At 70.9% G+C, this 26,244-nt stretch carries 21 protein-coding genes; 8 read left to right on the top strand and 13 right to left on the bottom strand.

Annotated features, from left to right (window positions below; genetic code table 11):
• The first annotated feature begins 89 nt into the window (after positions 1–89).
• Positions 90–1,004, top strand: coding sequence for an AraC family transcriptional regulator (locus Q7X29_RS26945; RefSeq protein ID WP_218716991.1), 915 nt, complete (start codon positions 90–92; stop codon positions 1,002–1,004).
• Positions 1,005–1,201: 197 nt separating this feature from the next.
• Here the strand turns inward: Q7X29_RS26945 and bla are convergent, their stop codons facing one another.
• A complete protein-coding gene (bla, locus tag Q7X29_RS26950; protein WP_316576347.1) occupies positions 1,202–2,059 on the bottom strand; it encodes a class A beta-lactamase in 858 nt (285 codons plus the stop codon).
• A 216-nt stretch (positions 2,060–2,275) separates the two neighbouring features.
• Here bla and Q7X29_RS26955 point away from each other — a divergent pair, with 216 nt between their 5' ends.
• From Q7X29_RS26955 to Q7X29_RS26965, 3 genes are read left to right on the top strand one after another with little or no spacing between them, the layout of a single operon-like run.
• On the top strand, positions 2,276–3,151 hold the full coding sequence (locus Q7X29_RS26955; protein ID WP_218716990.1) for a LysR family transcriptional regulator: 876 nt from the start codon (positions 2,276–2,278) through the stop codon (positions 3,149–3,151).
• On the top strand, positions 3,148–4,035 hold the full coding sequence (locus Q7X29_RS26960) for a serine hydrolase (protein ID WP_218716989.1): 888 nt from the start codon (positions 3,148–3,150) through the stop codon (positions 4,033–4,035). Before Q7X29_RS26955 ends, Q7X29_RS26960 begins: the two co-directional genes overlap by 4 nt.
• 40 nt (positions 4,036–4,075) lie before the next feature.
• Complete coding sequence (locus Q7X29_RS26965; RefSeq protein WP_316575744.1) at positions 4,076–7,957, top strand: arabinosyltransferase domain-containing protein; 3,882 nt, start codon at positions 4,076–4,078, stop codon at positions 7,955–7,957.
• A 62-nt stretch (positions 7,958–8,019) separates the two neighbouring features.
• On the opposite strand, the gene Q7X29_RS26970 is transcribed toward Q7X29_RS26965, so the two are convergent.
• From Q7X29_RS26970 to Q7X29_RS26980, 3 genes are all read right to left on the bottom strand, one after another.
• Positions 8,020–9,183, bottom strand: coding sequence for an alpha/beta hydrolase (locus Q7X29_RS26970; RefSeq protein ID WP_255587472.1), 1,164 nt, complete (start codon positions 9,181–9,183; stop codon positions 8,020–8,022).
• Positions 9,184–9,345: 162 nt separating this feature from the next.
• Complete coding sequence (locus tag Q7X29_RS26975) at positions 9,346–11,004, bottom strand: serine/threonine-protein kinase (protein WP_316576348.1); 1,659 nt, start codon at positions 11,002–11,004, stop codon at positions 9,346–9,348.
• Between the two features lie 62 nt (positions 11,005–11,066).
• Positions 11,067–11,942: an extracellular catalytic domain type 1 short-chain-length polyhydroxyalkanoate depolymerase gene (locus Q7X29_RS26980; protein ID WP_316575746.1), complete on the bottom strand. Its 876-nt coding sequence runs from the start codon at positions 11,940–11,942 to the stop codon at positions 11,067–11,069.
• Between the two features lie 142 nt (positions 11,943–12,084).
• On the opposite strand from Q7X29_RS26980, the gene Q7X29_RS26985 reads away from it, so the two are divergent.
• A complete protein-coding gene (locus Q7X29_RS26985) occupies positions 12,085–13,200 on the top strand; it encodes a metallophosphoesterase (protein WP_394358757.1) in 1,116 nt (371 codons plus the stop codon).
• Here the strand turns inward: Q7X29_RS26985 and Q7X29_RS26990 are convergent.
• Both Q7X29_RS26990 and Q7X29_RS26995 read right to left on the bottom strand, forming a co-directional pair.
• The gene (locus tag Q7X29_RS26990) at positions 13,197–13,901 is read right to left on the bottom strand and encodes an LppP/LprE family lipoprotein (RefSeq protein ID WP_316575748.1); all 705 of its coding nucleotides are present in this window, start codon (positions 13,899–13,901) and stop codon (positions 13,197–13,199) included. The genes Q7X29_RS26985 and Q7X29_RS26990 overlap by 4 nt on opposite strands.
• Positions 13,902–14,131: 230 nt before the next feature.
• A complete protein-coding gene (locus tag Q7X29_RS26995) occupies positions 14,132–14,602 on the bottom strand; it encodes a hypothetical protein (protein ID WP_218717589.1) in 471 nt (156 codons plus the stop codon).
• Between the two features lie 147 nt (positions 14,603–14,749).
• Here Q7X29_RS26995 and Q7X29_RS27000 point away from each other — a divergent pair, with 147 nt between their 5' ends.
• The 3 genes from Q7X29_RS27000 to Q7X29_RS27010 all read left to right on the top strand — a co-directional run bounded on the left by Q7X29_RS27000 (position 14,750) and on the right by Q7X29_RS27010 (position 19,431).
• Positions 14,750–15,112 (top strand): PadR family transcriptional regulator, encoded by a 363-nt coding sequence (locus tag Q7X29_RS27000; protein ID WP_316575749.1) that lies wholly within the window; start codon positions 14,750–14,752, stop codon positions 15,110–15,112.
• A complete protein-coding gene (locus Q7X29_RS27005) occupies positions 15,103–16,458 on the top strand; it encodes a permease prefix domain 1-containing protein (RefSeq protein ID WP_394358742.1) in 1,356 nt (451 codons plus the stop codon). The genes Q7X29_RS27000 and Q7X29_RS27005 overlap by 10 nt, the downstream gene beginning before the upstream one ends.
• Positions 16,459–16,536: 78 nt before the next feature.
• Positions 16,537–19,431, top strand: coding sequence for a UPF0182 family protein (locus Q7X29_RS27010; protein WP_316575751.1), 2,895 nt, complete (start codon positions 16,537–16,539; stop codon positions 19,429–19,431).
• A gap of 21 nt (positions 19,432–19,452) precedes the next feature.
• Here the strand turns inward: Q7X29_RS27010 and Q7X29_RS27015 are convergent, their stop codons facing one another.
• The 7 genes from Q7X29_RS27015 to Q7X29_RS27045 form a co-directional block, all read right to left on the bottom strand.
• A complete protein-coding gene (locus Q7X29_RS27015; protein WP_316575752.1) occupies positions 19,453–19,836 on the bottom strand; it encodes a DUF1304 domain-containing protein in 384 nt (127 codons plus the stop codon).
• Between the two features lie 215 nt (positions 19,837–20,051).
• Positions 20,052–21,083, bottom strand: a complete 1,032-nt coding sequence (locus tag Q7X29_RS27020) for a fatty acid desaturase family protein (protein WP_316575753.1) — start codon at positions 21,081–21,083, stop codon at positions 20,052–20,054.
• A gap of 63 nt (positions 21,084–21,146) precedes the next feature.
• The gene (locus Q7X29_RS27025; protein WP_316576349.1) at positions 21,147–22,691 is read right to left on the bottom strand and encodes an MFS transporter; all 1,545 of its coding nucleotides are present in this window, start codon (positions 22,689–22,691) and stop codon (positions 21,147–21,149) included.
• A 115-nt stretch (positions 22,692–22,806) separates the two neighbouring features.
• The gene (locus Q7X29_RS27030; RefSeq protein ID WP_316575754.1) at positions 22,807–23,148 is read right to left on the bottom strand and encodes a class I SAM-dependent methyltransferase; all 342 of its coding nucleotides are present in this window, start codon (positions 23,146–23,148) and stop codon (positions 22,807–22,809) included.
• Positions 23,149–23,166: 18 nt separating this feature from the next.
• Positions 23,167–23,547, bottom strand: coding sequence for a DUF1801 domain-containing protein (locus Q7X29_RS27035; protein ID WP_316576350.1), 381 nt, complete (start codon positions 23,545–23,547; stop codon positions 23,167–23,169).
• Positions 23,548–23,892: 345 nt separating this feature from the next.
• Complete coding sequence (locus tag Q7X29_RS27040) at positions 23,893–25,416, bottom strand: aldehyde dehydrogenase family protein (RefSeq protein WP_316575755.1); 1,524 nt, start codon at positions 25,414–25,416, stop codon at positions 23,893–23,895.
• A 153-nt stretch (positions 25,417–25,569) separates the two neighbouring features.
• Positions 25,570–26,187: a TetR/AcrR family transcriptional regulator gene (locus tag Q7X29_RS27045; RefSeq protein ID WP_316575756.1), complete on the bottom strand. Its 618-nt coding sequence runs from the start codon at positions 26,185–26,187 to the stop codon at positions 25,570–25,572.
• Positions 26,188–26,244 lie beyond the last annotated feature (57 nt).

Here is a 26,244-nt window from a genome sequence, read left to right on the forward strand (position 1 = left end):
GAACTCAGACTATGCAGCGATGATGAGACAGAAAATCATCCAGAATCTTCAGGAGATATCCAATCGTCTCGCAGCGTAGGGTTTACGACATGGATCTGCTCAGCGACGTCCTCGCCACCGCGCGGACCGGCACCCCCGCCTCCGGCATGTTCGTGCGGAACGCGCCATGGGGCCGTCGGTATCCGCACATCGACGGCGCCGGCTTCCACGTCGTCCTGCAGGGCTCGTGCTGGTTGACCCGGCCCGGCGTGGAACCGATCGCGCTCGGCACCGGCGACGCGGTGTTCCTGCCGCGCGGCATCGCCCACGATCTGCTCGACCAGCTCGACAGCCCGATCACCGAGACGGCCGGACCGGGCGATGTCCGGTTCGTCGACGGACCGGGCGCGCCCGCGACGCTGCTGTGCGGTTCGTATCACCTCGCCGTCGACCGCACCCATCCGCTGCTGACCGAGCTGCCCGAGGTGGTGCACGCCCCGGCGCGGCTGGGCACCCACCCGGCGCTGCGGTCGGCCGTCGAACTGCTCGCCGCCGAACTCACCGACGCGGGCCCCGGCTCCGACGCGGCGATTCCCCCGCTGCTGGATCTACTGCTGCTGTATCTGCTGCGTGCCCATCTCGCCGAGGCCGCGACGTCCTCGGGCTGGGCCGCGGCCGTCGCCGACGCCGACATCTCCCGATCCCTGCGCGCCATCCACGACGACCCGGCGCACGGCTGGACCGTCGAATCCCTCGGCGCCACCGCGGGTCTGAGCCGCGCCGCCTTCGCCCGCCGGTTCGCCGAGCTGGTCGGCGAGCCACCGCTGACCTACCTCACCCGCTGGCGGATGCTCACCGCCGCCCGGCTGCTGCGCGACACCGACCACCCACTGGCCACGGTGGCCCGGCGCAGCGGCTACGGCTCCGAGTACGCCTTCGGCAAGGCGTTCAAACGCGCGTTCGGCACCGCCCCCGGCCGCTATCGCGCGGCCGGGACACCGGTGCTCGTCGCGGGCGCGAGCTGAACCGTCAGGCGCGGGCGGCAGGTTCTCGACCTCGACGAGCAGGCCCGGTTCACTCGGCGCCGCGACGCCGAGCCGGCTCCCGATATCGCGGCGCCATCGGCCGCGCTCGACACCGGAATTGGTACTCACCGCGTTGTTCGTGGCGGCCGGGGACGATCCCGAGCGGTGCGCGCGGCCGGTGGCGGCGGGCGGGCAGGTCAGTCGAGTTCCGCGACCGCCCTTTTCGCCGCCTCGGCGACCAGCGCGTTGGCCGGCTCGGCGTCCTGGTCCGGCTTGGTGGTGAGCACGGCGAGCACGAGCGGCGCGCGCCCCGGCGGCCACGCGACGGCGACGTCGAGGGCGGAGCCGTAGGCCGGGCTGCCGGTCTTGTCGCCGACGATCCAGTCCGCGGGCAGTCCCGCCTTGATGCGCTTGGCGCCGGTGGTACTGGCCTTCAGCCAGGCGGCGAGCTGCGCGCGCTCGGGCTCCGGCAGCGCGGTGCCGACGACGAGGGCGCGATAGTCGGCGGCCAGCGCGGCGGCCGTGGTGGTGTCACGTTCGTCGCCGGGGATGGCGGTATTGAGCTCGGGTTCCCAGCGATCCAGGCGCGACACCGTGTCACCGAGGGAGCGCAGGAACGCGGTGAAACCCTCGGGGCCGCCGAGCAGACGGAGCAGCAGGTTGCCCGCGGTGTTGTCGGACTGGGTGATCGCGGCGTCGCAGAGCGCGGCGACGCTCATGCCGGTGTCGATGTGGCGTTCGGTCTCCGGGGAGTTCACGACGATGTCGGCGGCGGTGTAGTGGATCACCTGGTCGAAGTAGCCGCTCGCGAGCGGATGGGCCTGCAGCAGCGCGCCGCAGGCCAGACCCTTGAAGGTCGAAGCCATCGGGAAACGCTCGTCCGCGCGGTAGGCGACGGTGCCGCCGGTGCCGGTGTCGATCACTGACAGGCCCAGGCGCGCACCGTATTCCGTCTCCAGCGCGGCGAACGAGAGCGCGGCCGCCGTGGTCGAGGAGACGGCGGGGGTGGTGGTCTCGGCGGCGCTCGAACAGGCCGGAACGGCGACGGCGGTCATCGCCAGCGCGACGGCGGCGAGGCGGCCGCGCAGGGTGGTGGTCACGAAGGAAGTCACCACCGCACCCCATCACCGCCGCCACCGCCCGGGCCAATACCCGACACGGCCGCCGGCGAGTCGGCATCGATATCGGCGCAGGTCGCCGCCGACCGGCGCGGACGAACGGTCGAGCGCCGACGCCGGATCCGGGGCGCCCGTGCCGCGCACGCTGGTTCAATGGCCGACATGGATCTGCTGCGACACCTCCGGTTCTTCGTCGCGGTCGCCGACGAGGGCCACTTCGGGCGGGCGGCCGCCGCGCTGGAGATGACGCAGCCGCCGCTGTCCCAGGGGCTGCGTCGGCTCGAACAGCATCTCGACCTCGAACTGATCCACCGCACCAGCCAGGGCGCGATGCTCACCGCCGCGGGCAGGCAGTTGCTGCCGCGGGCCCGGCTGCTCGTCGACGACGCCGACCGGCTGCTCGCGGAATCGGAGCGGATCGCCCAGCGCAGCGGCACCGTGCGGTTCGCCGCCACGACCGCGCTGCCGGACCGGCTGGTGGCCGCCTGCGTCACCGCGCTGCGGGTCCCGGGCGGCACCGTCTCGACCGCGCTCGGCACGACGGTCGATCTCACGGCCGAGGTGCGGGCCGGGATCTGCGATGTCGCCGTGATCGAACATCCGGCCCTGGTCGACGGCATCGACGCCGGTCCGGTCGTGAAACTGCCCCGATGGCTGGTGGTTCCGGCCGAGCACCGCACCACCACCGCCGAGCGGCCCACCTTCCCGATGCTCGCCGGACTCCAGTTCGCGCATCCCGCCCGCAGCGCCAATCCACCCGCCTTCGACACCGTGCTCGACCTGCTGCGCGAGCGCGGCCTCGACACCGGCACCCTCAGCGCGCCCGACGACCGCGCGGTGCTGGCCGCGGTCGCCGCGGGCACCTGTTTCGGCCTCACCGCCACCCCGCCCACGCCGACGCCGGGCGTGGCCTGGCTGACGCTCGCGCCACAGTCGGTGGCTTTGCGGGTCAGGATCATTCGCCGCCCCGACGCCGCCGACCACGCCGACGCCCTGGACCGGGTGCTCTACCGCGAGCGCCTGCGATGAGCGTCACCGACCGGATCCGCGCCGTGTTCGCCGACGCGGGCTGCACCGGATGGCTGCATGCCCGCCGCTGCGACGACTCCCCCGCCGAGCTGTCGGTCGGCGGCCGTGAGCGGGTGGTCACCGCGTCGGTGTACAAACTGCTGCTGTTCGTCGCGTTCTGCCGGCAGGTCGACGACGGGCTGCTCGACCCCACCGCGCCGATCACCGTCGACCCCGCCGAGTGCACCCCCGGCCCGACCGGCCTCGCGGCGCTGCACGACCCGGTCACCCTGAGCCGCCGCGACCTGGCCACGTCCATGATGACGGTGTCCGACAACGCCGCCGCCGACGTGCTGCTCGGCGAACTGGGCTTGGCCGCGGTGACCGATCTCGTCGACGCGCTCGGCCTCACCGAGACCCGCGTCCTCGGCGGCACCGCCGATCAGCACCGCAGTCTCGTGCGCGATACCGACACCCACACCACCGCCGAGGCTTTCGCCGCGCTCGCCGACAACGACGAGGCCTGGACGGTCTCGGCCTACGACCCCGCCTACGCCAGCGCCACCACGCCCGAGGAGATGACCCGCTTCCTGCGCCTGCTCTGGCGCGGCGACGTGTTGTCCACGGCGAGTACCGAATTCACTCGTACCGTGATGAGCAGGCAGATCTGGCCGCACCGGATCGCGGCCGCCTTCCCGCATCGCGGGGTCGTCGTCGCGGGCAAGACCGGCACCATCGGCATCATCCGCAACGAGGTCGCCGTCGTCGAGTTCCCCGGCGAAACCCCCGTCGCGGTAGCGGTTTTCACCCGCGCCGCCCGCGCCGACCCGACCCTGCCCGTCGTCGACGCCGCCATCGGCGAAGCCGCCCGCCTCGCCGTCACCGAACTCCGCCGCCCCCACTGACCGACCCCGACGCGGCCGGATATGGCTAGCATCGTCGGTCGTGGGTGGAGATTCTTCCGGTGTCGGCCGGGTGCGGATGGTCGGGATCGTTGCGGGGGTCGTCGGGGTGGCGCTGGCGGTGGCGGCTCCGCTGCTGCCGGTGCGACAGGAGCGGGCGAGCCTGGACTGGCCGCAGCCGCAGTCGATGCAGCTGAGCGCGCCGCTGGTGGACTATGTGCCGTTGTCGCTGGAGCTCAGCGTGCCGTGCACGGCACTGCGGGACCTGACCGGGGCGACGGTGCTGGCGACGGTTCCGCCGCAGGCCCCGCGCGCGGGGTCGAAGGGACTGGTGGCGCGGATCGAGGACCGCCCGGAAACCGGCCGCACCCTCGCGGTCGTCCTGCGCGATCGACTGCTGCTGAGCGCGTCGCTGGCGGAGATCGCCGGTGGTGCGCCGCTCAGCGGTGGACCGGGCTCGTCCGAGAGCCGACCGTCGGGTACCGACCCCTCCGGCAGCACTCCCCCTTCCGGCACCGCCCCACCACCCGGCACCTCGCCTCCCCCCGGCGCGACACCGCCACCCCCCGGGGCAGCACGGTCGGATGCTCCGGCCGGACCCGCAGCCGGTTCGCAGAACGACGCGCCTGCCGGATCGACACCGACCGGCCAGGGCACACCCACCGGGCCTGCTGCACCCGTGCCCAACGCTCCGCAGTCCGGCGCTCCCTCCGGGTCCGGCCCCGGCGCAACGAACGGACCGACCGGGTCGACACCTCCACCGGCCGGGGCGCCGGGTGGTGGAAACCCGAGCGGCGCACCGCAGAACGGGCAGACGGCCGGGTGCGGTGCATTGACGGTCGTGTCGACGGCGACGAGGACGACCGCCGAACTCACCGGGCTGACAAAGCCCGACGGGTCGCCGCTGCGGACCACCATCGATGCCGATGTGCGCCCGCAGCTGGTCGGGGTCTATACCGAGCTGGACCGGGCGCGGGCGGGCGATGCGCGCCTGCACGCCGAGATCGATGCGCGGTTCTCGTCGAGTCCGAGCGGCTGGAAGCTGGCGGCGATCCTCGGTGCGGTGTTGTGCACGCTGATCGCGCTGATCTGCCTGCATCGCGGTGACATCCGCGACCGGCGGCGCGCACGACGCGTCCTGCCCGCGCGCTGGTGGCGCGTCACCGGCCTGGACGCGACGGTCGCGGGCACGCTGATGGTCTGGCATGTGATCGGCGCGAACAGCTCCGACGACGGCTACATCCTGACCATGGCGCGCGCCGCCAGGGAAGCCGGCTACACCGCCAACTATTACCGATGGTTCCAGGTCGCCGAGGCGCCGTTCGGCTGGCCCTACGAGGTCCTCGCCCAGCTCACCCGGATCAGCGACGCCGGACTGTGGATGCGCGTGCCCGCGCTGCTGGCCGCCCTGGTGTGCTGGCTGGTGCTGAGCCGGGAAGTGCTGCCACGCCTGGGTTCCCGCGTCGCCGCGAGCGCACCCGCCCGCTGGAGCGCCGCCCTGCTGTTCCTGGCCCTGTGGCTGCCCTACAACAACGGCCTGCGCCCGGAACCGCTGATCGCGGTCGGCGCGCTGCTCACCTGGTGCTCGATGGAGCGGGCGATCGCCACCCGCCGGCTGCTGCCCGCCGCCGTCGCGGTGCTGATCGCGGCGTTCTCCCTCGCCGCCGGTCCCACCGGTCTCATCTGCCTGGCCGCCCTGCTGGCCGGATCACGGCCGGTGCTGCGCACGATCATCGCCCGCGCGAGGACGGGCTCGGGACCGGCGCTGCCGCGCTACGCCGCGGTGCTGGCGCCGATCGCCGCCGCGGGCACACTCGTGCTCGTCGTCGTCTTCGCCGACCAGACCTTCGCGACGGTGCTGGAGGCCACCCGGGTCCGCCAGCTGGTCGGCCCCGACATGTCCTGGTTCGAGGAACGCACCCGCTGGGATTCGCTGCTCTCGGTGAATCCCGACGGCTCGCTGGCCCGGCGCTTCGGCGTGCTGGCCATGCTGCTGTGCCTGGCCGTCGGTGTCCTGGTGACCCTGCGTCGCGGCGGGCGCATCCCGTCCACCGCCCGTGGCCCGGTCACCCGCATGCTCGCGGTGACCTTCCTGGCCCTGCTTCTGATGATGTTCACCCCCACCAAGTGGACCCACCACTTCGGTGTCTACGCGGGTCTGGCGGGCGCGCTGGCCGCGGTGACCGCTGTCGCGCTGAGCCGCAGCGTCCTTCGGGCGGCCTACCTGCGCACCGTGTTCGCGGCGGCGGTGCTGTTCCTGCTCGCCGTCTGCTGCACCGGCTCCAACGGATACTGGTACGTCTCCGGCTACGGCGTCCCGTGGCCGGACCGGGCCCCGACCGTCGGCGGCATCGAGGTCTCCACCCTCTTCCTCGTGGCCACCGCCCTCACCCTGCTGGTCGCCCTGTGGCAGTACTACCGTGCCGCGCCCGAAGGAACCGAAACGAGCTCGCGCAGCTCCACACCCAGCGTTGCCGGCTCGCCGCACCCAACGGCCGACGACGCGGCCACCGCCACCGCATCCACGGGCGAGCCCGCGACGCTGCCCGGAACCGATGCCGGGGCCGCGAGCACGCCCAGGGCCGCCGGGCGATTCCGACTGCCGGTGATCGCGCCGCTCACCGTCGCCGCGGCGGCGATCGTGCTGTTCGACGTGGGATCGCTGGCTACCGCGGCCCTCGCGCAGTACCCCGCCTATTCGGTCGGTCTGTCGAATCTGCGGACGATGACCGGCGACTCCTGCGCGCTGGCCGACGCCGTACTGGTGGAAACCGATACGGCCGACTCGCTGCTGACTCCCTACACCGGCACCGTCGCCGACGGACTGTCCGCCGAGAACATCGGCTTCACCCCGAACGGCCTCGGCAGTCTCGCCCCCGACCCGGGCCCCGGCCAATCCTCCGCGCCCCCTTCGGGTTCGGGTCCGACCCCCGGCGGCCCTGGCGACGCAGGACCGGGCATCGCGGGTCCGGGCGGCAGCTCGGGGCCGGGTGGCGCAGCTCCCGGCGGAGCTGGGCCCGGCGGCTCAGGCGCAGACCCAGGCGGCGCGGCACCCGGCGGTCCCGGTGGGCCCGCGGGCGGTCCCGGCGCCACCCCCGGCGTGAACGGCAGCACCGTCGCCCTCCCGTTCGGCCTCGTCCCCGAACGCACCCCGGTCCTGGGCAGCTACTCCACCGGCGCGCCCCAACGCACTCAGCTGACCACCCAGTGGTATCGCTTGGACCTCGCTGCCGCACAACAGGATTCGGCGTACCGGGTGTTGATCCTCACCGTGGCGGGCCGCATCGAATCCGTGGCCCCCGACGGCAGCCCCCTGCCGGGACAGCGCTTGCGGGTCGAGTTCGCACGCCGCGCGGACGACGGAACCGTCACGCCCACCGGCGAACTCACCCCGCCCACGGTCGGCGGCGCGCCCGGCTGGCGGAACCTGCCGATCGACCTGGACGAGATTCCCGTCGGCACCACGGCGGTCCGGCTCGTCGCCGCGGCGGGCGAACCCGATCCGATGCAGTGGCTGGCGGTCACGCCCCCGCGCCTGCCGAAACTCTCGTCGCTGAACACCGTGGTCGGCACCACGGCTCCGGTGCTCGGGGATTTCCAGGTGGGACTGGCCTTCCCGTGCCAGCGGCCGTTCGATCACCGCAGCGGTGTCGCGGAGATGCCGATCTGGCGGATCCTGCCGGACAAGCTCAACGCGCAGGTCTCCGAGACCTGGCAGGGCGACACCGGCGGCGGCCCGCTGGGCTGGACGGGGCTGCTCATGCAGTCGCGCACCCTCCCGGCTTACCTCGCCGAGGACTGGACCAGGGACTGGGGCGAACTCCAGCGCCTCACCCGCCTGATCGCCGCACCGACGGCGGAGATCACGGTCCGCGCCGACGACCGGTGGGGCTGGACGAACGAAAGCCCCATCAGGACAAGCTGATTCGGTGAAAAAGAAACCGCCGTTGCCTCCATGGAGACAACGGCGGTTTCGCGCAGGAAAGACTACTTCGGCGGCTCACCCGCGGGCGGCTGGCCACCGGCGGGCGGCTGCCCCGGCGCACCGGCCGGCGGCTCCCCACCGGCGGGCGGCGCACCGGCGGGCAGCGGCTTGCCGATATTGCGCGCCATGTCCGGCATCAACCGGATGGCGACCTGCTCCCAGGTGCCCCAGTTGTGGATGCCGATGTCGGGGAAGTCGTAGCTGACGTTGGTGTATCCCAGTGCGGTGAGCCGCTTCTCGAACGAGCGGGTGTTGGCCAGCGCGATCGCCTCGAGCGGCATGCCCTGGGTGATCGCGTCGATCGAGGACAGGTCCTGATCGGCCGGCTTGGCGCTGCCCGCGGAGATGTAGAGGCGGGTGTTGTTGGCGATCAGTTTCTCGGCGAACCCGTAGGGGTCCATCCGCTTCCACTTCTCGCTGCCCGCGGGCGCCATCGCCTCGATGTTGTAGCCACCACTGGCGATCATCGCGCCGGCCAGCGCCTCACGCATGCCCGGCATGGACATGTGCAGGTAGCCCGACAGCGAGCCGGCGTAGGTGAACTGCTCGGGGTGGTAGGCCGCCATCAACAGTGCCGCGCTGCCACCGCTGGACAGCCCGACCACGCCGTTGCGGCTGTTGCTGAAGCCCAGCCGGGACTTCAGCGCGTCCGGCAGGGTCTTGGTGATGAAGGTTTCCCACTGATAGGTGTTGGTCTTGCCCTGGGTGTCCTCCCAGCCGCCGATGGCCGAACCGGAGTCGGCGCTGGGCAGCAGGGACCCGTCGGGGTTGACGCCGTTGAAGCTGCTCGGCTGGTCCCAGTCGGCGTAGAAGCTGGACTGACCGCCGACCGGCATCACCACGTTGATGTTGAACTTGGCGATCTGGGCGGGGATGGAGGTGTGCTTCTCCCAGCCGTTCAGGTCGTCCTCGGCGCGTTCACCGTCGAGCAGGTAGACCACCCGGTCGGTGTTGCCGTCGGCCGCCCGCAGGATGCGGGTGTTGATGGTGCCCATCGAGGAGTCGACCGGGAAGTCGATCGCCGCCGGGTCGGCGTCGGCTGCCGCCGGAGCGACCGTGGCCACCGACGCGCCGAACGGCAGCAACGCGGCCACCGCGGCACTCGCCAGGAGTCTGCTCGTGCGGTGTCGGCGCTCCTGCGCCCCTCCCACAGTTACGCCACGCATGATCGTGTTCGGACCTTTCCGTTGTGCGGCCGAGCCGCTCCCCACTCCATCCGGCCGCGGCGAGACAGCCTGCGGACGGATCCTGCCGGGCAGCATAGCGCGCCCCCGATCCGAGGGGCATATCGAAAACCGATGTGACGCAGTTCTCTTCGGCGCGCGCGCTCACCCGGTCGCGTCGACGCGGGAGACACAGAATCCGTCGGTGCCGTGGTCGAGGGTGAGATACACCTGCTTCGAGACGCCATCGGCGCTGGTCACCGGCGCGCTGACGGTGACGGCCGAACCGGTCGAGCCACGCACCGTGAGCGCCTTGTCGTCGAAGCGCTTCGCCCCCGACAACGCGGTGCCCAGCTGGGCGCCGGTGCACAGCAGCGGATAGTCGGGTTCCACGTCGGCCGGATTCACCGGATACCCGACCACCCGGCTCAGATACCGCTCGGCGGTGTAGCGGGCCTGTTCGTCGGTGAGCCGCGTCGCCGACCGGTCGCTGACGATCGGGCAGCCGTAGCCGGACCGCAACTCGCTGGGGCGCAGGCTCACCTTCAGCACGTCGTTCTGCCAGTACGGACCGAACTGGCCGAGGACGCCGGGGCGGCGCACCGCGTCGGTGATCTGTTCCACGTCGCCGTACATCCGGGGGATCTCGACCGGCGACTGGGTCCAGCACTTGCGGATCAACGCGGCGATGTCACCGGCGCGGACGTCGTCGAGCCAGGGCCGCAGCACCGTCGCCGCGGTCGGGCTGTCGGGAACCGCGCCGATCTGCGCCGCCTGTGCCGGTCCCGGCGCGTTCGAATTACCGGGCGAGACAAAATCTTTGGCGGTGAGCACGGCGATCGCGGTAAGTCCGGCGACGGCGGCGGCCGCGCCGACGCCGACCAGGATCGACCGTGTCCGCGACCGGGGCCTGTCCGCGGGTCCCGGCAGCTCGGCCGACCGGGACACCAGCGTCTGGGCCGACAGCGCGGTGTCCGGCATGGTGCCCGCCAGCGCCGCGACCGCCGCGTCGGCGAGCTCGCCGCACGAAGCGAACCGGTCGCGCGGATTCTTCGCCATGGCCCGCGCGATCACCGCGTCCATGGCGGGCGGCAGCGCCGGGTTGCCCGCCGACGGACGTGGCGGCGCTTCGATCAGGTGCGCGCTGATCATCGCGGCCGGGCTGTCGCGCTGGAACGGCACGAAGCCGGTGAGCAGCTCGTAGAGGGTGCCGCCGAGCGCGTACACATCGGTGCGGACGTCGAGCGGTTCGCCTTCGAGCTGCTCGGGCGCCGCGTAGGCCAGGGTGCCGAGCACCGAGCCTGCCGAGGTGAGGCTGGTCGTCTCGCCCATGCTGCGGGCGATCCCGAAATCGGTGACCAGCACCTCGTCGGCGCCGTCGTCGGTGCGGGCGATCAGCAGGTTCGCCGGCTTGATGTCGCGATGCAGCAGCCCCTGCCGGTGCGCGTAGTCCAGACCCTTGGCCGCCTCGGCGACGATCCGCACCGCCCGCTCGGGGGTGAGGATCGCCAGGCCGTGGCGCAGCAGCTGAGCCGCGTCGAGGCCGTCCACGAACTGCATGGCGATCCACAACCGGTCGCCGTCGACGCCACGGTCGAAGATCTGCACCACGTTCGGATGCCGCAGCCGCGCGGCCAGATCCGCCTCCCGCTCGAAGCGGGCGCGGAAGGTCGGTTCCACCGCGAGCCGCGCGTCGAGCACCTTCAGCGCGTCCCGGCGCGGCAGCCGGGGATGTCGCGCCAGATACACCGCGCCCATGCCCCCGCCGCCGAGCCTGCGTTCGATGCGGTATCCCGCAAGGCTCGCCCCTGGCCCGAACTCCATCACCCGGTCAGGCTAACGGCTGTCTTCCGGCGCCGCCGCCGGCTGGATCGGACTGCGCCGGTTCATCGGTGGTGGGCGGCGAAGAAGTCCCAGATCAGCCTGGTCGCGTCGAGGGGGCCGCGCTGGTCGGCGCCGGGCCATTCGTGTCCCGCACCGGCCACCGTGACGAGGTCGACCGCACGGCCGTCCCGGCAGGTCGCGCGCAGGGTCGTCACCCGATCGCCGGCCGTGGCGACCGGTGCCGCGCAGGCGTCGACCATCCGCCAGAACGCGTTCAGCTCCGGCACCGCCGGCCCGTCGATTCGCGCTGCGCCGCTGCCGGGCGCACCGTCGTAGCGAATGTTCTCGTCGTCGGTGCCGTGCACATGGATCACCGAAGCGGGCGCCGGATGCTCGCAGTCGCCGAGCTGGGTACCCGCGACCGCACCGACGGCGGCGGCGAGCGCGGTGCGGCACGCCATCGCGTAGGCCATCATGGCGCCGTTGCTCATGCCGGTGAAGTAGATCCGCTCGTGGTCGATCGGCAGGGCGCGGGCGATCTCCGCGAGCATTCCGGTCAGGAAGCCGACGTCGTCCACGCCGGTCCGGCCGGGAGTACCGCAGCAGTCACCGCCGGCGTTCCAGGCCCGGCCGATTCCGTCGGGATAGGCGACGACGAAACCGGCGTCGTCGGCGGCGGCGTCCCAGCCGTAGGCGCGCTGCGCCTGCGCACCGGAGCCGAGGCCGCCGTGCAGCACGACCACCAGCGGCGCACGCGCCGGCAGCACTGCGGGCCGGTAGACACGGTAGCTCCTGGTGCGGCCGTCGTGCGCGAGCTCGTGCGACGAGGTCACGGCGCCGACCGGCGTCGCGCTCCCCGGATCCTCCCGGAGTACGACGATGCCCGCGACGAGCAGCACCGCGGCGACAGCCGCCGCGGTGAGCGTAGCGATCCGCATGGCACCAGTGAACCGGCCCACGCGCCGCCGGGCAACAGGGCGGCAGATCCGGCGGCGCTAGGCTGGATGATCTATTCGTGGCCGCGACCTCACCCGGCGGCCCTGCGCAGGACGGGACCCCGTGAGACTCGCTGTACGCCTGATGTTGATGCTGTTGATTCCGGCGGTGCTGTTCGCGCTGCCCTGGTGGACGCTGGTCGCGGCACCGTCCGGCGGCACCGGCACGCTGTTCTGGGTCGGGACCGCGGTGTGCGTCCTCGGGTATCTGTGCCTGCCCGCCACGATGTTCCTCGGCCACGGTCCGGCCCAGTCCGATCCGGCGGTGATCGTCGGCGACACCCTGCTCGGGGTGCTGTGGGTGGTGTTCTCGTGGTCGGTGCTCGGCGTATTCGTGCGCGGTGGACTGGCCGTCGCCGGGGTACAGGGCCTGCTCGCCGCGCGGATCGTGGCGCTCGGGGTACTGATCGTCTCGGTCGCGCTGATCGCCTGGGGTGTCTACGAGGCGCGCCGGGTGCCGCGGGTCCGCACCGTCGACGTCGCCCTCCGCGGCCTGGCCGCGGGCCTGGACGGACTGCGCGTCGTGGTCGTCACCGACACCCACTTCGCCGCGCTCGACCGGCAGCGCTGGTCGGAGCGCGTGGTCGACGTGGTCAATGCCCAGCGCCCCGATATCGCCTGCCACGCCGGCGATCTCGCGGACGGCTCGGTGGTGAAGCGGCGCGCCCAGGTCGACCCGCTGGCCCGTGTCGAAGCCCCGCTGGGCCGGTTCTACATCACCGGCAACCACGAGTACTTCGGTGACGCGCAGGGCTGGATCGACCACATGGCCTCGATCGGCTGGCAGCCGCTGCACAACGCGCACCGAACCGTCGACCGGGACGGCGACCGCCTGGTCGTCGCCGGGATCGACGATCCCACCGGCGCGGGCCTGCCCGGCCACGGCCCCGACCTGCCCGCCGCGCTCGCCGGCGCCGACCCCGCGCTGCCGGTGATGCTGCTGGCCCATCAGCCCAAGCAGATCACCGACAGCGTCGCGGCCGGGGTGGCGCTGCAGATCTCCGGACACACCCACGGCGGGCAGATCTGGCCCTTCCACTACCTGGTGCGCCTGGACCAGCCGGTGGTCGCCGGCCTGAGCAGGCACGCGAACCACACTCAGCTCTACACCAGCCGCGGCACCGGCTTCTGGGGTCCGCAACTGCGGGTGTTCGCGCCCAGCGAGATCACCGTGCTGGTGCTGCACCCGGAGCCGGTCTAGCGGTGCGGCTGGGTCACTTCCGCCGGAAGCGGCCCGCTCATCACGACCTTCGAGCCGTTCCAGGTGTAATGGATCGCCACCGGGCCGCCCTGCGGGGCGGCGAACGGCTCGTCGCCGGCCAGCCACTTGTACTCGACGGTCACGGTGGTGTCGGTGTAGCCCACCACCGAGGTGAAGGCGTAGGCCTCGGACGTGGCTGTGCCCAACCACTTCCCGTCGTGGAAGAACAGCACATGGATCGGCGCGCCGGCGGAGTTGCCGCCGACCGCGCGCACCCACAGCAGCTGGGCGCACTGGCCCGGTAGGTCCGCCGAGGCCTGCTGGGCGACCCAGCTGCCGTCGAGGCGAGCCAGCGCGTTGCGCACACCGGCCGAGCCGGGGTCGATGCAGCGTCCCGGACCGCTGATGTCGTTGGCCGGCTGCGGTTTCGTGGTCGCCTGCGTCGTGCCGGGCGCCACGGTCACGTCGGGTGCCTCGGTGACGGCGGGGACCTCGGTGCCCGCGGGCGCCCCGGTGCCGCCGGGAGCCTCGGTCGCCTGCGGCTGCTCCCCCGGAGTCCGCGGCGCGCTCGCCGCGACCGTGGTCGTCGCCCGGCTCGTCGACGGCGAGGTGGCCGAACCGTTTTCCGCGTCGCACCCCGCCACCGCCACCGCCGCCGCGGCGACGGCGATCAGCGCACTCATCCGAACTGCGTTCTTCATGATCCCTCGACTCCTGTCCGCCGCGCCGGTAGCGCGTTCTGCTGACTCCATCGGGACCCTGAACAGCCCTGTTAGGCGTACATCGGCGATCATCACCCTAGGGTGCGAAATCATCACCCTTGCTGAGGAAATCCCCTGCGGGGTAGAGCGATCCGCGACACGGACACCCGAAGAGCCTGCCGCACACACAGATCCGGCCGAGGGCGCACCCTCGGCCGGATCGTGGGCGATCAGACGATGTCGGTGGTCCCCGAGCAGGTCACGACCGGCACCGGCACGGGGCCGGTGTTGACGACCGACAGGTCGATCCGCACCGGCCCGGTCCCGGTCGGCACATCGGTGAAGTACACCGTGCCGCCGGTGCCGAAGAACGAGGAGATGTTCGTGTGCCCGGTGAGCGAGCCCGATGCCCCGGTGGCCAGATTGGTCCAGGTGAGCGTGGGGTGGGTCTGGTAGCCCCAGATGCTGGCCCCGGAATGCACGGTGAACGACGGCAATCCCGACTGGTCGTACAGGTAGGAGACGATCACCTGGTTGCTGTAGGGCACATCGACGATATTGGGGCTCAGCCCGAGGCAGTTGATGCCGACCAGGCTGCTCGGCAGCGCGTTCGCCGCCCCCGCTCCGGCGACCATCGTCCCCGCCACCACCGCGGCGCCCGCCGCGAGACCGGCGATCGTGGACCTCACTCGCATAGTCATACAGATCCTTCCACTCGTGTCGTTTCACCCCGCGTATCCCACCGGGACGCCACATTGTTACCGAACGAAAGCATCCTTCGAGGTCCGACACACCCCATACCTAGGTCTGCTAGGTTATGACCTAGCGGTTCTAGGTATAGGAGTGCGATGCGGATAGACAAAGACCTGGTGGCGGCCTCGGCGACCCCGCTGGTGCTCGGCATTCTCGCCGAGGGCGAGTCGTACGGGTACGCGATTCTGGAGCAGGTCAACGCCCTGTCGCGGGGCCGGATGCAGTGGACCGACGGCATGCTCTACCCCCTGCTGCACCGCCTGGAACGGCAGGGCCACGTGACCTCGACCTGGCGCACCGCCGACAGCGGACGACGGCGCAAGCACTACCTGATCACCGACTCCGGCCGGGCGGCCCTCGCCGAGCGCCGCGCGCAGTGGGCCGTCGTGGCCGAGGCGCTCGACCAGGTCTGGCGCGACGCCACGACACCACCCATCGTGACGAAAGGATGGGCGTGATGGACGCCGAGACGCAGTTGCAGACCAACATCGAGCAGTGGCGCGGATACGTCCAGCGCCACCGCGCGATCTCGGTCGCCGACGTCGACGAGATGGAAGATCATCTGCGCGAACAGGTCTCGTCCCTCCAAGACGCGGGACTGTCGGCCGACGAGGCGTTCCTGGTCGCGGTGAAGCGGATGGGTAGCCTGGACGCGCTGTCGCGCGAGTTCGCGATCGAGCACTCCGAAAGGCTCTGGAAGCAGCTGGTTCTGCTGCCCGCCGAGTCCGACGAGACCGGGCGGCAGAGCAATCGGGAACTGGTGGTCGTCCTGTCGCTGGCAATCGGCGCCGCCCTGTCGCTGAAGGCCGGCTTCGCCTGGCTGCGCGGTTCGGCCGTGGGCGTGAACGCGGCCCTGCTCGTCCTTCCGTTCCTCGCCGCCTATTTCGCCTGGAAACGACAGGTGACCGCGAAGGTCGCCGCCACGCTGATCGTGCCGTTCGTGCTCGTGGCACTGGTGCTGAATCTCTTTCCCTTCGAGCCCGACGGCGCGACCGAGGTGATCGCCGCGATCCACGCGCCGATCGCGCTGTGGTTCGTGATCGGCCTGGCCTATGTCGGCGGCGACTGGCGATCGGACCGGCGCCGGATGGACTTCATCCGGTTCACCGGCGAGTGGTTCGTCTATCTCACCCTGCTGGCGCTGGGCGGCGGCGTCCTGATCGGGTTGACGGTCGGCGCGTTCGGCACGCTCGATCTGAACATCGAGCCGTTCATCGAGGACTGGGTGCTGCCGTTCGGCGTCGCGGGCGCGGTGATCGTCGCCGCCTGGCTCGTCGAGGCCAAGCAGAACGTCGTGGAGAACATCGCGCCCGTGCTCACCCGGGTGTTCACGCCGCTGACCATCCTCATGCTGCTGGCCCTGCTCGCCGCGTTCGCCACGACTCCCAGCGTGATCGACGTCGACCGCACCCTGCTCATCCAGATGGACCTGATCCTGGTGCTGGTCCTGGGCCTGCTGCTGTATTCGATCTCCGCGCGCGACCCGCTGGCCCCGCCCGGCTTCTTCGACCGGGTCCAGCTGGTCCTGGTGCTCAGTGCCCTCGCGGTCGATGTGGTGATGCTGACCGCCATGCTCACCCGCATCGCGGAGTTCGGATGGTCGCCGAACAAGATCGTCGCCCTCGGCCTGAACGTCGTGCTGCTGGTGAACCTGGTGTGGTCGGTCCGGCTGGGCATCGGATTCCTGCGCGGCCGTCAGGGATTCGCCGAGCTGGAACGGTGGCAGACCCACTATCTGCCCGTGTACGGGATCTGGGCCGCCGCCGTCGTGATCGCCGTTCCGCCCGCGTTCGACTTCGTCTGAGCCCGAACCAGCGCGAGTAGACTCGGGGGATGCACGCGGCGTCGGCGTGCCCGGCGCCGCGGTCCACGGGAGTGGCGGATGAGCGCTGGTGACGGGTCGGAGCGGATACCCCGGACGTGGCGACTGCTACTGACGGCAGTCGTGGTGCTCTTCCTGTCCCTGCTCGTCGTACCCCGGCTGATCGGCCTGTACGTCAACTGGTTGTGGTTCGGCGAGGTCGGCTACCGCGGCGTCTGGTCGACGGTGCTGCTCACCCGGCTGACGCTGTTCGCGGTGATCGCGACGATCCTCGGCGCCGCCCTGTTCACGGCCATGTGGCTGGCCTACCGATCGCGCCCGGCCTTCTTCCCCGGCGGGCGCGACGACGACCCGATCACCCCCTATCGCACGGCGGTGAGCCGGTGGCCGTTGCGGTTCGGGCTCGGCATCGCCGCGGCCTTCGGTCTGCTCTGTGGCCTGGCCGGGCAGTCGCGCTGGCAGACGGTACAGCTGTTCCTGCGGGGCGGCTCCTTCGGCGAACGTGACCCCCAGTTCGATCTCGACGTGGGCTTCTACGTCTTCGACCTGCCGTTCTACCGGCTCGTGCTCAGCTGGCTGTTCGTCGTCGTGTTCGTCGCCTTCCTGGCCTGCCTGGCGACCCACTATCTGTTCGGCGGAGTGCGGCTGTCCGGGAAGTCGATCGGCATCACCGCGGCGGCGCGCTGTCACCTCGCGGTGCTGGTCGGCGTGTTCTTCGTGCTGAAGGCGGGCGCGTACTGGCTGGACCGCTACGCGCTGCTGTCGAGCGGGCGGCGCGAGCCCACCTTCGCCGGCGCGGGCTACACCGACATCAACGCCGTGCTGCCCGCCCGCTTCATCATGTTCGCCATCGCGCTGATCTGCGCCGCCGCGGTGTTCTCGGCGGTCGTGGTGCGTGATCTGCGGGTGCCCGCCATGGCCGCGGCTCTGCTGTTGCTGTCGTCGATCGTGGCGGGCGGGGTGTGGCCGCTGGTCGTCGAGCAGTTCTCGGTGCGCCCGAACGCCGCCGACCTGGAGAGCCCCTACATCGAGCGCAATATCGCCGCGACCAGGCAGGCCTATGGGATCGGCGCGGATCGGGTCCACTACCAGCCCTATCCCGGTGTCGGCACCGCGCCGCCACCGGAAGTCCCCGCGGACGCGACCACGATCGCCAACCTGCGCCTGCTCGACCCGCACGTGCTCTCGCGCACCTTCACCCAGCAGCAACAGCTCAAGAACTTCTACAGCTTCCCCGACAACCTGGACCTGGATCGCTACCGGGTCGACGGGCAGCTGCGCGACTACGTCGTCACCGCCAGGGAACTGACCCCCGCCGCGCTCAGCGGCAACCAGGGGCACTGGGTCAACCGGCACACCGTCTACACCCACGGTGACGGGTTCGTCGCCGCCCCCGCCAACCGGGTCAACGCGGCGGTCGTCGACGCCGCGAGCGACAGCGCCGCGGGCAACAGCGGATACCCGATCTACGCGGTCAGCGATATCGCCACCCAGCACACCGGGCACCAGGTGATCCCGGTCGACCAGCCCCGCGTCTACTACGGCGAGGTGATCGCCAGGGGCGAGCCCGACTACGCCATCGTCGGCGGCGGCACCGAACCCCGCGAATACGACACCGACAGCACCAAATACACCTACGCGGGCAAAGGCGGTGTGCCGATCGGGAACTGGCTGAACCGGCTCGCCTTCGCCACCGTCTACACCGAGCGCAACATCGTGTTCTCGACCGCGATCGGCGCCGATTCCAAGATCATTTTCCACCGTGCTCCCGGTGAGCGGGTCGAGCTGGTCGCGCCGTGGCTGACCACCGACGGCAATCCCTATCCCGCCGTCGTGGGCGGGCGCATCGTCTGGATCGTGGACGCCTACACCACGATCGACGGCTACCCCTACGCCGCGCGCAGCTCGCTCGCGCCGCTCGGCGCGGTCGAGGACCAGGGGTTGCGCGAACCCGGCGAGATCTCCTACATCCGCAACTCGGTCAAGGCCACCGTCGACGCCTACGACGGCACGGTCACGCTGTATCAGGTCGACGAGCAGGACCCGATCCTGGCCGCCTGGATGCGCGTGTTCCCCGGCACCGTCGAACCGCCGTCGGCGATCAGCGACGAGCTGCGCGCCCACTTCCGCTATCCCGAAGACCTTTTCGTCATCCAGCGCGACATGCTCGCCCGCTACCACGTCGACGAACCACGAGAGTTCTTCACCAACAACGCGTTCTGGTCGGTACCCAGCGACCCGACCGTCGAGACCAACCCGCACCAGGCCCCGTTCTACGTGCTGGTCGGCGATCCCCGGACCGCCGAGGCCTCGTTCCGGCTGGCCGGCGCGATGGTCGGCTTCCGCCGGGAGTTCCTGTCGGCCTACATCTCCGTGCATTCCGACCCCGAGAACTACGGCGAGTTCAGCATTCTCCAACTGCCCACCGACACCCTCACCCAGGGACCACAGCAGATCCAGAATTCGATGATCTCCGACACCAGGGTGGCCTCCGAACGCACGCTGCTGGAACGCTCCAACCGCATCCAGTACGGCAACCTGCTCACCCTGCCGATCGCCGACGGCGGCGTGCTGTACGTGGAACCGCTGTTCACCGAACGGATTTCGACCGCTCCCAACGGGTCGACCTTCCCGCAGCTGGCCCGCGTGCTGGTCAGCTACCGCGAACCCGGTACCGGCGGTGTCCGGGTCGGGTACGCGCCGACGCTGGCCGAGGCCCTCGACCAGGTGTACGGCCCGGCCACCGGCGATCTCGCCACCGCCCCCGGCGGCAGCCCCGGCGCCCCGCCACCCCCGGGCCGACGTCCACCGGCGCAGGCCCCGCCGCCGTCGGCCACTCAGGCACCGCTGGACGAGGACGCGATCGCCCGCATCGAAGCCGAACTCGACGCGGCCAGGGCCGCCCTGGAACGGCTCGAACAACAGCTGGGCATTCTGCGCGGCCCGGACAAGTGAGCCTCACCGATCACACGCGACTCAGAGCTGGGCGAGCACCAGCGCGACACCACCGATCAGCGGCGGAACCAGCTGGATCGATGCCGCCCGCGCCTTGTCCGGCGAGGACACCAGCAGCACCACCCCCGCCGCCACCATCGACCCGGCACCCGCCAGCACCAGCGACACGCCGATCCCGGTGTCGCCGAACACGGTGAACCCCATGCCGACCGCCGCGACGACGGCCAGGAACAGGTTGTAGAACCCCTGATTGAACGCCATCTCCCGGGTCGCCTCGGCCTGCTCCGCCGAGATCCCGAACGTCGCCCTCGTTCGCGGACGCGTCCATTGCAGCGACTCCAGCACGAAGATGTACCCGTGCAACAGCACGGCGATCCCGACGAACACCAACGCCACGACCGTCATCGCGCCACCTCCAGAAGGGCAGGGCCCGCACCGGGCTTGCCGCGATTATCACCCACCACCCCGCCGCGCACGCCCTCGCCGGGCCGGGTTCTCGCCCCGGAAAACCGCTGGCCCGCCATCGACGGCCGCCGAATCGCTCCCTTCGCTGTCGGCGGCGGGGAGCACGAGTTGCGCGGGCGTGGCGTGGCCGCCCGCGCCGATCGAGGTGCGGGTGGCTAGCCGACGGGTGCGGGTGCGCGGACCTGGCGGCCGACCTCGTCGAGATGGCCCAGGGCCTGGGCGTAGGACTCGAGCAGCGACGTCTCGCAGTAGGGGACCCCGATTTCGGCGCAGAAGTCCGCGACGATGGGCTGGGCCCGACGCAGGTTGGGGCGGGGCATGGACGGGAACAGGTGGTGCTCGATCTGGTAGTTCAGGCCGCCCAGGGCCGTGTCGACGAGGAAGCTGCCGCGGACATTGCGGGAGGTGAGCACCTGACGGCGGAGGAAGTCGGTGTTGTCGCCCTCGGGCAGCACCTCCATCCCCTTGTGATTGGGGGCGAAGGTCGATCCCATGTAGAGGCCGAACAAGCCCTGCTGAACAGCGATGAACACCAACGCTTTCCCCGGCGACAGCACCAGGAACACCGTGCCCAGATAGGCGCAGGCGTGCGCGGCGAGCGTCAGGCCTTCGACGAGCCGGTTCGGGATCGGCCAGCGCAGCACCGCTCGCACGCTGGCGAAGTGCAGGCTGCCGCCCTCGAGCAGCAGCATCGGGAAGAACAGCCAGGCCTGGTAGCGGAAAATGAAGCGCCGCCATCCTTTTCCGGCCCGGGCCCGCTCCGCCGAGAACGCCAGGACGCCCATGGCATCGGGATCGGCGCCCTCGGTGTTGGGGTGGGCGTGGTGGCGATTGTGATTGCTGGTCCACCAGCCGATACTCAGCCCGATCGCGAGATTGCCCGCGATCAGCCCGTAGAGGTAGTTGGCGCGCCGGGACACGAAGATCTGCTTGTGTCCCGCGTCGTGCCCGAGGAACGCGATCTGCGAGAACACCGCGGCCAGGAACACCCCGAGCCCCACCGCCCACCACGAATCCCCGAGAGCGATCAACGCGACCCACCCGCCGAGGAACGCCGTCGCGGTGAGCGCGCTCTTCCACCCGTAGTACGGCAGGTCACGGTCCAACAGGCCCGCCGCCCTGATCCGGCGCAACAAGATCGAATACTCGCTGCCGCGCACCGGGGCGACATCAGACACGACTACCACCGCACCAGCATGACGGATGCAGGCCACCACCAGGTGAACTCGGCGCATCTGCGCGAGATCGCCCTACGGCGCGTCGCTTCGAGAACGCTCCGTGTCCAACGCCGTGAAGGCCGCGGCGGCGAGAATCAGCACCGCCGACACCACCAGAGCCACGTCGAGCCCGTGATGGAACGCCACCTTGCCCTCGTCGAGCACCTCCGACACCTTCGACAGGTACTTCAGATAGGGCCCGATGTCGACGCCCTCGGGGATGCGGCCACGTTCCACCGCTTGAATCGCGTCGGGCTGCAACGTGGTGGGCAGCCCCAATTCGTCCATCTTCTGCTTCAGGTCGGCCGAGAGGAACGAGCTCACCAGGACACCGAGCACGGCGACACCGAACGCCGAACCGACCTGGCGCATCGTATTGGTCACCGCGGCCGCCATGCCCGAATGCTCGGCCGGGACGCCCGACATCACCGCCGAGGTCAACGGCACCACCGCGATGCCGAAGCCGAGCCCGGCCACGCCCATCGCGGCGGCGATCCACGGATCGTGCAACGTCCCCGACAGCGCCTGGCGGGTCAGCAGGATGCCACCCGCGCCGAGCACGCACCCGAGGATCATCGGCACCCGCGCGCCGCGACGCGACACCCAGTAGCCCGCCACCAGGGAGCCGATCACGATCGCGACGGCCATCGGGACGAAGACCGCGGCCGTGCGCGCGGCCGAATACGACTGCATCACTTGCAGATACAGCGCCGTGAAGAAGAAGATCGAGAAGATGCCGAAGTAGACCGCGAAGGCGACCACCAGCGCCCCGCGCACGGCCCGCAGGCGCAAATAGCGGAAGTCGAGCATCGGTGCGCGCGCCCGCTTCTCGACGACGACGAACGCGGCGAACGCGATCGCCCCCAGCGCGAACAGCCCCAGCACCGACGGTGCCGTGTAACCCCGATCCTGGCCGACGGTCGCGGCGTAGATCACCGCGCCGAACGCCGTGGCGCCGAGCACCGCGCCGGCCCAGTCGACCGGCGCCTGCTGCGGGTCCGCGCTCTCCGGCACCGACCACCACGCGACGACCATCGCCACCGCGCCGATCACCAGGTTGAACCAGAAGATCGAACGCCACCCGTACAGATCGACCAGCACACCGCCGAGCACCGGCCCCGCCGCCAGCGCCAGCCCCGACACCGCCGCCCACACACCGAGCGCCTTGGCTCGCGCGCGCTCACCCGGGAAGATGTGGCGCAGCACCGACAGGGTGCCCGGCTCCGACGCCGCGGCACCGAGTCCCATGATCGCGCGGCCCGCGATGAGCAGCGCGACGCTGCTCGCGAGCGCGGAGACCACCGATCCGGCGCAGAAGATCACCAACCCGACGATCATGACCTTCTTGCGTCCCCACCGGTCACCGAGCGATCCGCCCGCCAACATCAGCCCGGCGAAGACCACCGTGTAGGCGTTGACCACCCACTGCAGCAGGGTCACATCGGTACTCAACTCACGTCGGATATCGCCGAGCGCAACGCTGACCACGGTGGTGTCCAAGAAGGTCACGAATACCACTGCCACGACTGCTGCCAGAGCGACACCCGGCCGCGCCGGTGTGCCCGGCGCTGTGTCCATCGGTCTCACGGGCACAGGTTACTGGCGAGTTCCCCCGGACGCCGACCCAACCTCACCGCCTGAGCGAACACACCGGAGTTCGACGGTTCCCGTTGGGCGAGCCGACGTCTCGCCGTCACCAGTCGTAGTACGAGCGGACCGACGGCTGCCCCGTGTATCCCGGCCCGGCGGCGTCGTCGGCCCCCAGGTAGGTCGCGGGGAACCGGGGCGAGCGTGGACCCTCGCCGCGCACGCGACGCGTGCGCCGGTCGAAGCTCATCCCGCTCGCCCGCAGGGCCGCGAGGACGGCGGCGCTCGCGGCGGACCCGTCGGCGCGGCGGATCTCGTCGGGATCGAAGTCCGCGGTGAATCGGCCGCCCGGCGCGACCCAACCGGCCATGGCGGTGATCGCGGCGAGTTTGTCGCCGAGATAGTGCAGCCCGTGGACGCAGGTGACCAGGTCGGATTCCGTGGTCACCCCACCATTCTGGTCCGCCTACGACGCGTTCAGCTCGACAGCCGCCCGCACCAGCCTCTTGAATCCCTCTTCATCGAGCGCGTCCCCCTCGCGCAGATCGATCACCCGCCGGGTATTGCCCTCCAGCCCGGAGTTGAAAACCCCACGCGGATCGGGCAATCGAGCCCCTTTGGCAAAGGTGACCTTCACGATCTCCTGGTACGTCTCCCCCGTACACACCATCCCGTCGTGGTACCACACCGGGACCCCGCGCCATTTCCACTCTTCGACGATCCCCGGATCCGCCTCGTGCACGAGCTCCCGAATCCGCGCCAGCAACTCCCCGCGCCAATCCCCCAACTCCGCGATCCGCTCATCGATCCGCCGTGCAGCCGAACCCTGATCACCCGTCACAGTCATCACCGGTCGCTCTCGTCGTCGCGCGCCTGAACCCCGAGTATCCCCCGCGCCCCGGGCAAACTCCGTCAGGCTTGCTCGAGCATGTCGAACGGTACCGTCACCACGATCGGCGAAAGACGATCCTGCCGACTCGGGTGGGGATGACGATGGGCCCGCAGGAGTTGGCTCGCACGGCGCACCCGATCGCGGTGAACAGGGACCGAACGAGCGCGGCGAAGCCGGTACCCAACGAACCGCTGCCCGAACCCGCAGTGGCCTCCGCGGCGGCGGGACCAGCGGCGACGGCGAGTCCGGCGGTCACCGCGAGGGCTACGGCACCGGTGCGCGATACCCGACGGGCCCTCCTCACGCAGGGCGGGCGAAGCGGCGCCGACCACGTGCGCCGATCACCCGCATGATCGCGTACACCGCGCGAAAGCTGGTTTTCGAATAGGGGAACCAGATCAGGGGCGGCATGGGCAGTCGCGGCTCGGTGATCGCTTGTGCCCGGCAGTATTTGCGCAACCCCGCGGCACCACCGAAGCGGGTACCGACGCCGGATTGTTTCCAGCCGCCCATCGGCAGCGCGAAGCTGAACAGGTTCGCGATGGCGTCGTTGATGTTCACCGCGCCTGCCTCCAGTCGCGCGGCGATTCGCCTGCCACGCGCGAGATCACCGGTCCACACCGTGGCGGAAAGGCCGTAGACGCTGTCGTTGGCCAGCGCGACGGCCTCGTTCTCATCGCGCACCTTGATCACCGGCAGCACGGGTCCGAAGGTCTCCTCGGTGACCACCGCCATGGTGTGGTCCACGTCCACGAGCACGGTGGGTTCGAAGAAGGTTCCGGTACCGGTGGGCTTGCCGCCGGTGAGTGCCCGCGCGCCCGCGCCGACGGCGGCCTCGACATGCCGGGCGACCAGATCGCGTTGCGCGGCGGTGGCCATTGCCCCGATGTCGAACCGGTAGTCCCGATCGTCGTGCCCCTGCCGAAGCTCGCGCACGTGCGCGACGAGCTTGCTCACGAACTCGTCGTAGACGGACTCCTCGACATACACCCGCTCGATGGCCACGCAGGTCTGCCCGGAGTTGAACAGCCCGCCCCACGCGATGCCGCGCGCGGCGTGGTCCAGGTCGGCGTCGGCCAGCACGATCGCCGGGTCCTTGCCGCCGAGTTCCAGGCTGTAGGGCGTCCACGTCCGAACACACTGGGCGGCGACGGCCGCACCGGTCCGCGTGGACCCGGTGAACTGCACGTAGTCGGCGGCCTCGACCACCGCGCTGCCGACCGCGCCGGCCCCGGTGGCCACCGCGAACACCGGCGGCGCGCCGATCTCGGCCCACCCGCGCGCCAGGGCGAGCGCCGAGAGCGGCGTCACCTCGGAAGGTTTGTGCAGCACGGCGGCTCCCGCCAGCAGCGCGGCCGGAATGTCGAGCGCGCCCATGGCCAGCGGATAGTTCCACGGGGTGATCACGCCGACCAGCGGGTACGGCCGGTAGGTCACGCTCAGCCGCTTCACCGCACCGAGTGGGCTGTGCGGCGCGGGGTGCTGCTCGGCGAGGAACTTCGCCGCGTTGCCGGCGTAGTAGTTGATGACATCGATCCAGGCGGCGGGCTCCAGCTCCGCCTCGGGCCGGGCCTTTCCGCTCTCGGACTGCACGATGTCGGCCAGCTCGGCACGGTGATCGACGACCCAATCCTGCAGGGCGAACAGCCATTCGGCGCGCTCGCCGGGCCCCGCGGCGGCCCACGCCGGTTGCGCGGCCCGCAGCGATGTGGCCAGCGCGGCCACCTCGGCGGCGGATTGCTCGGCCGCCGTGCCGACCGATCGGCCGTCCGCGGGGTTGCGTACCTCGAAATACCCTGCGGGTAGGGAGGTTTCGTCGATCATCGCGTGTCCTCATCCTGGTCGGCTCCGGCCGGGACGAAGGCAGTGCCCGCCGTCGCCACGCCGTCGACGTGGTCGGCCACGCCGCCCTCGACTGTAGGCAGCCGAATTCGCTTCCCGCCGTGACCGAATCTCTCGGCTCGTTGACCGAAACGCTCAGCCGTCGATGAGGCGGACGAGCTCGGCGCGCGTACTCGGCCAGCGATCGCGGGCACGGTCGGCCCGATGTGGCTCGAACCGCGCGGCCAGGGCCAAGCCGCGCATCGTGTCGATGGCCACACCCAGTCTGCGCGACCACGTTCGGTCGCCGGCCAGGTGTGGCGTGAGGTCGGCGACCACGGCGGCGATCGCGGTGGACAGCTGTTCCTCGTTCGGGGCCAGGGCGGCGTAGAGCTCGGGATCGTCCGCGGCGGCCGACCACACCTTGACCCACACCTGAAAGAGGTTTCCGTCGAAGAGCTGCCACAGCAGGTCGAGCAGCTGGGCGGTCCGCGGCGGCCCGTCGTCGCCGAGGGCGGCCGCGCGCCGGGCCAGCTCGGTCACCGCTCGCCGGCCGACCTCGTCGAGGGCGGCGGCGATCAGCTCGTTCCGGCCGGCGAACTGATGCGACATCGCGCCGAGCGAGGCGCCCGCGCGGTCCACGATGGCGCGATTGGTGGCCGCGTGGAAACCCGAGTGCTCGATCGTCGCGATGGTCGCCTCGATCAACGCGGAGCGCGTCTGTTCCCGGCGCTGGCTCTGGGTTCGCCGGACGGGCCGGTCGGTGGCTGTCACGGAGTTCACCCTACACATACAGATCACTTGTTCTGTATGCTGAATTTACAGATCACT

The sequence above is a fragment of the Nocardia canadensis genome (assembly GCF_032656385.1).
Lineage (GTDB): Bacteria > Actinomycetota > Actinomycetes > Mycobacteriales > Mycobacteriaceae > Nocardia > Nocardia canadensis.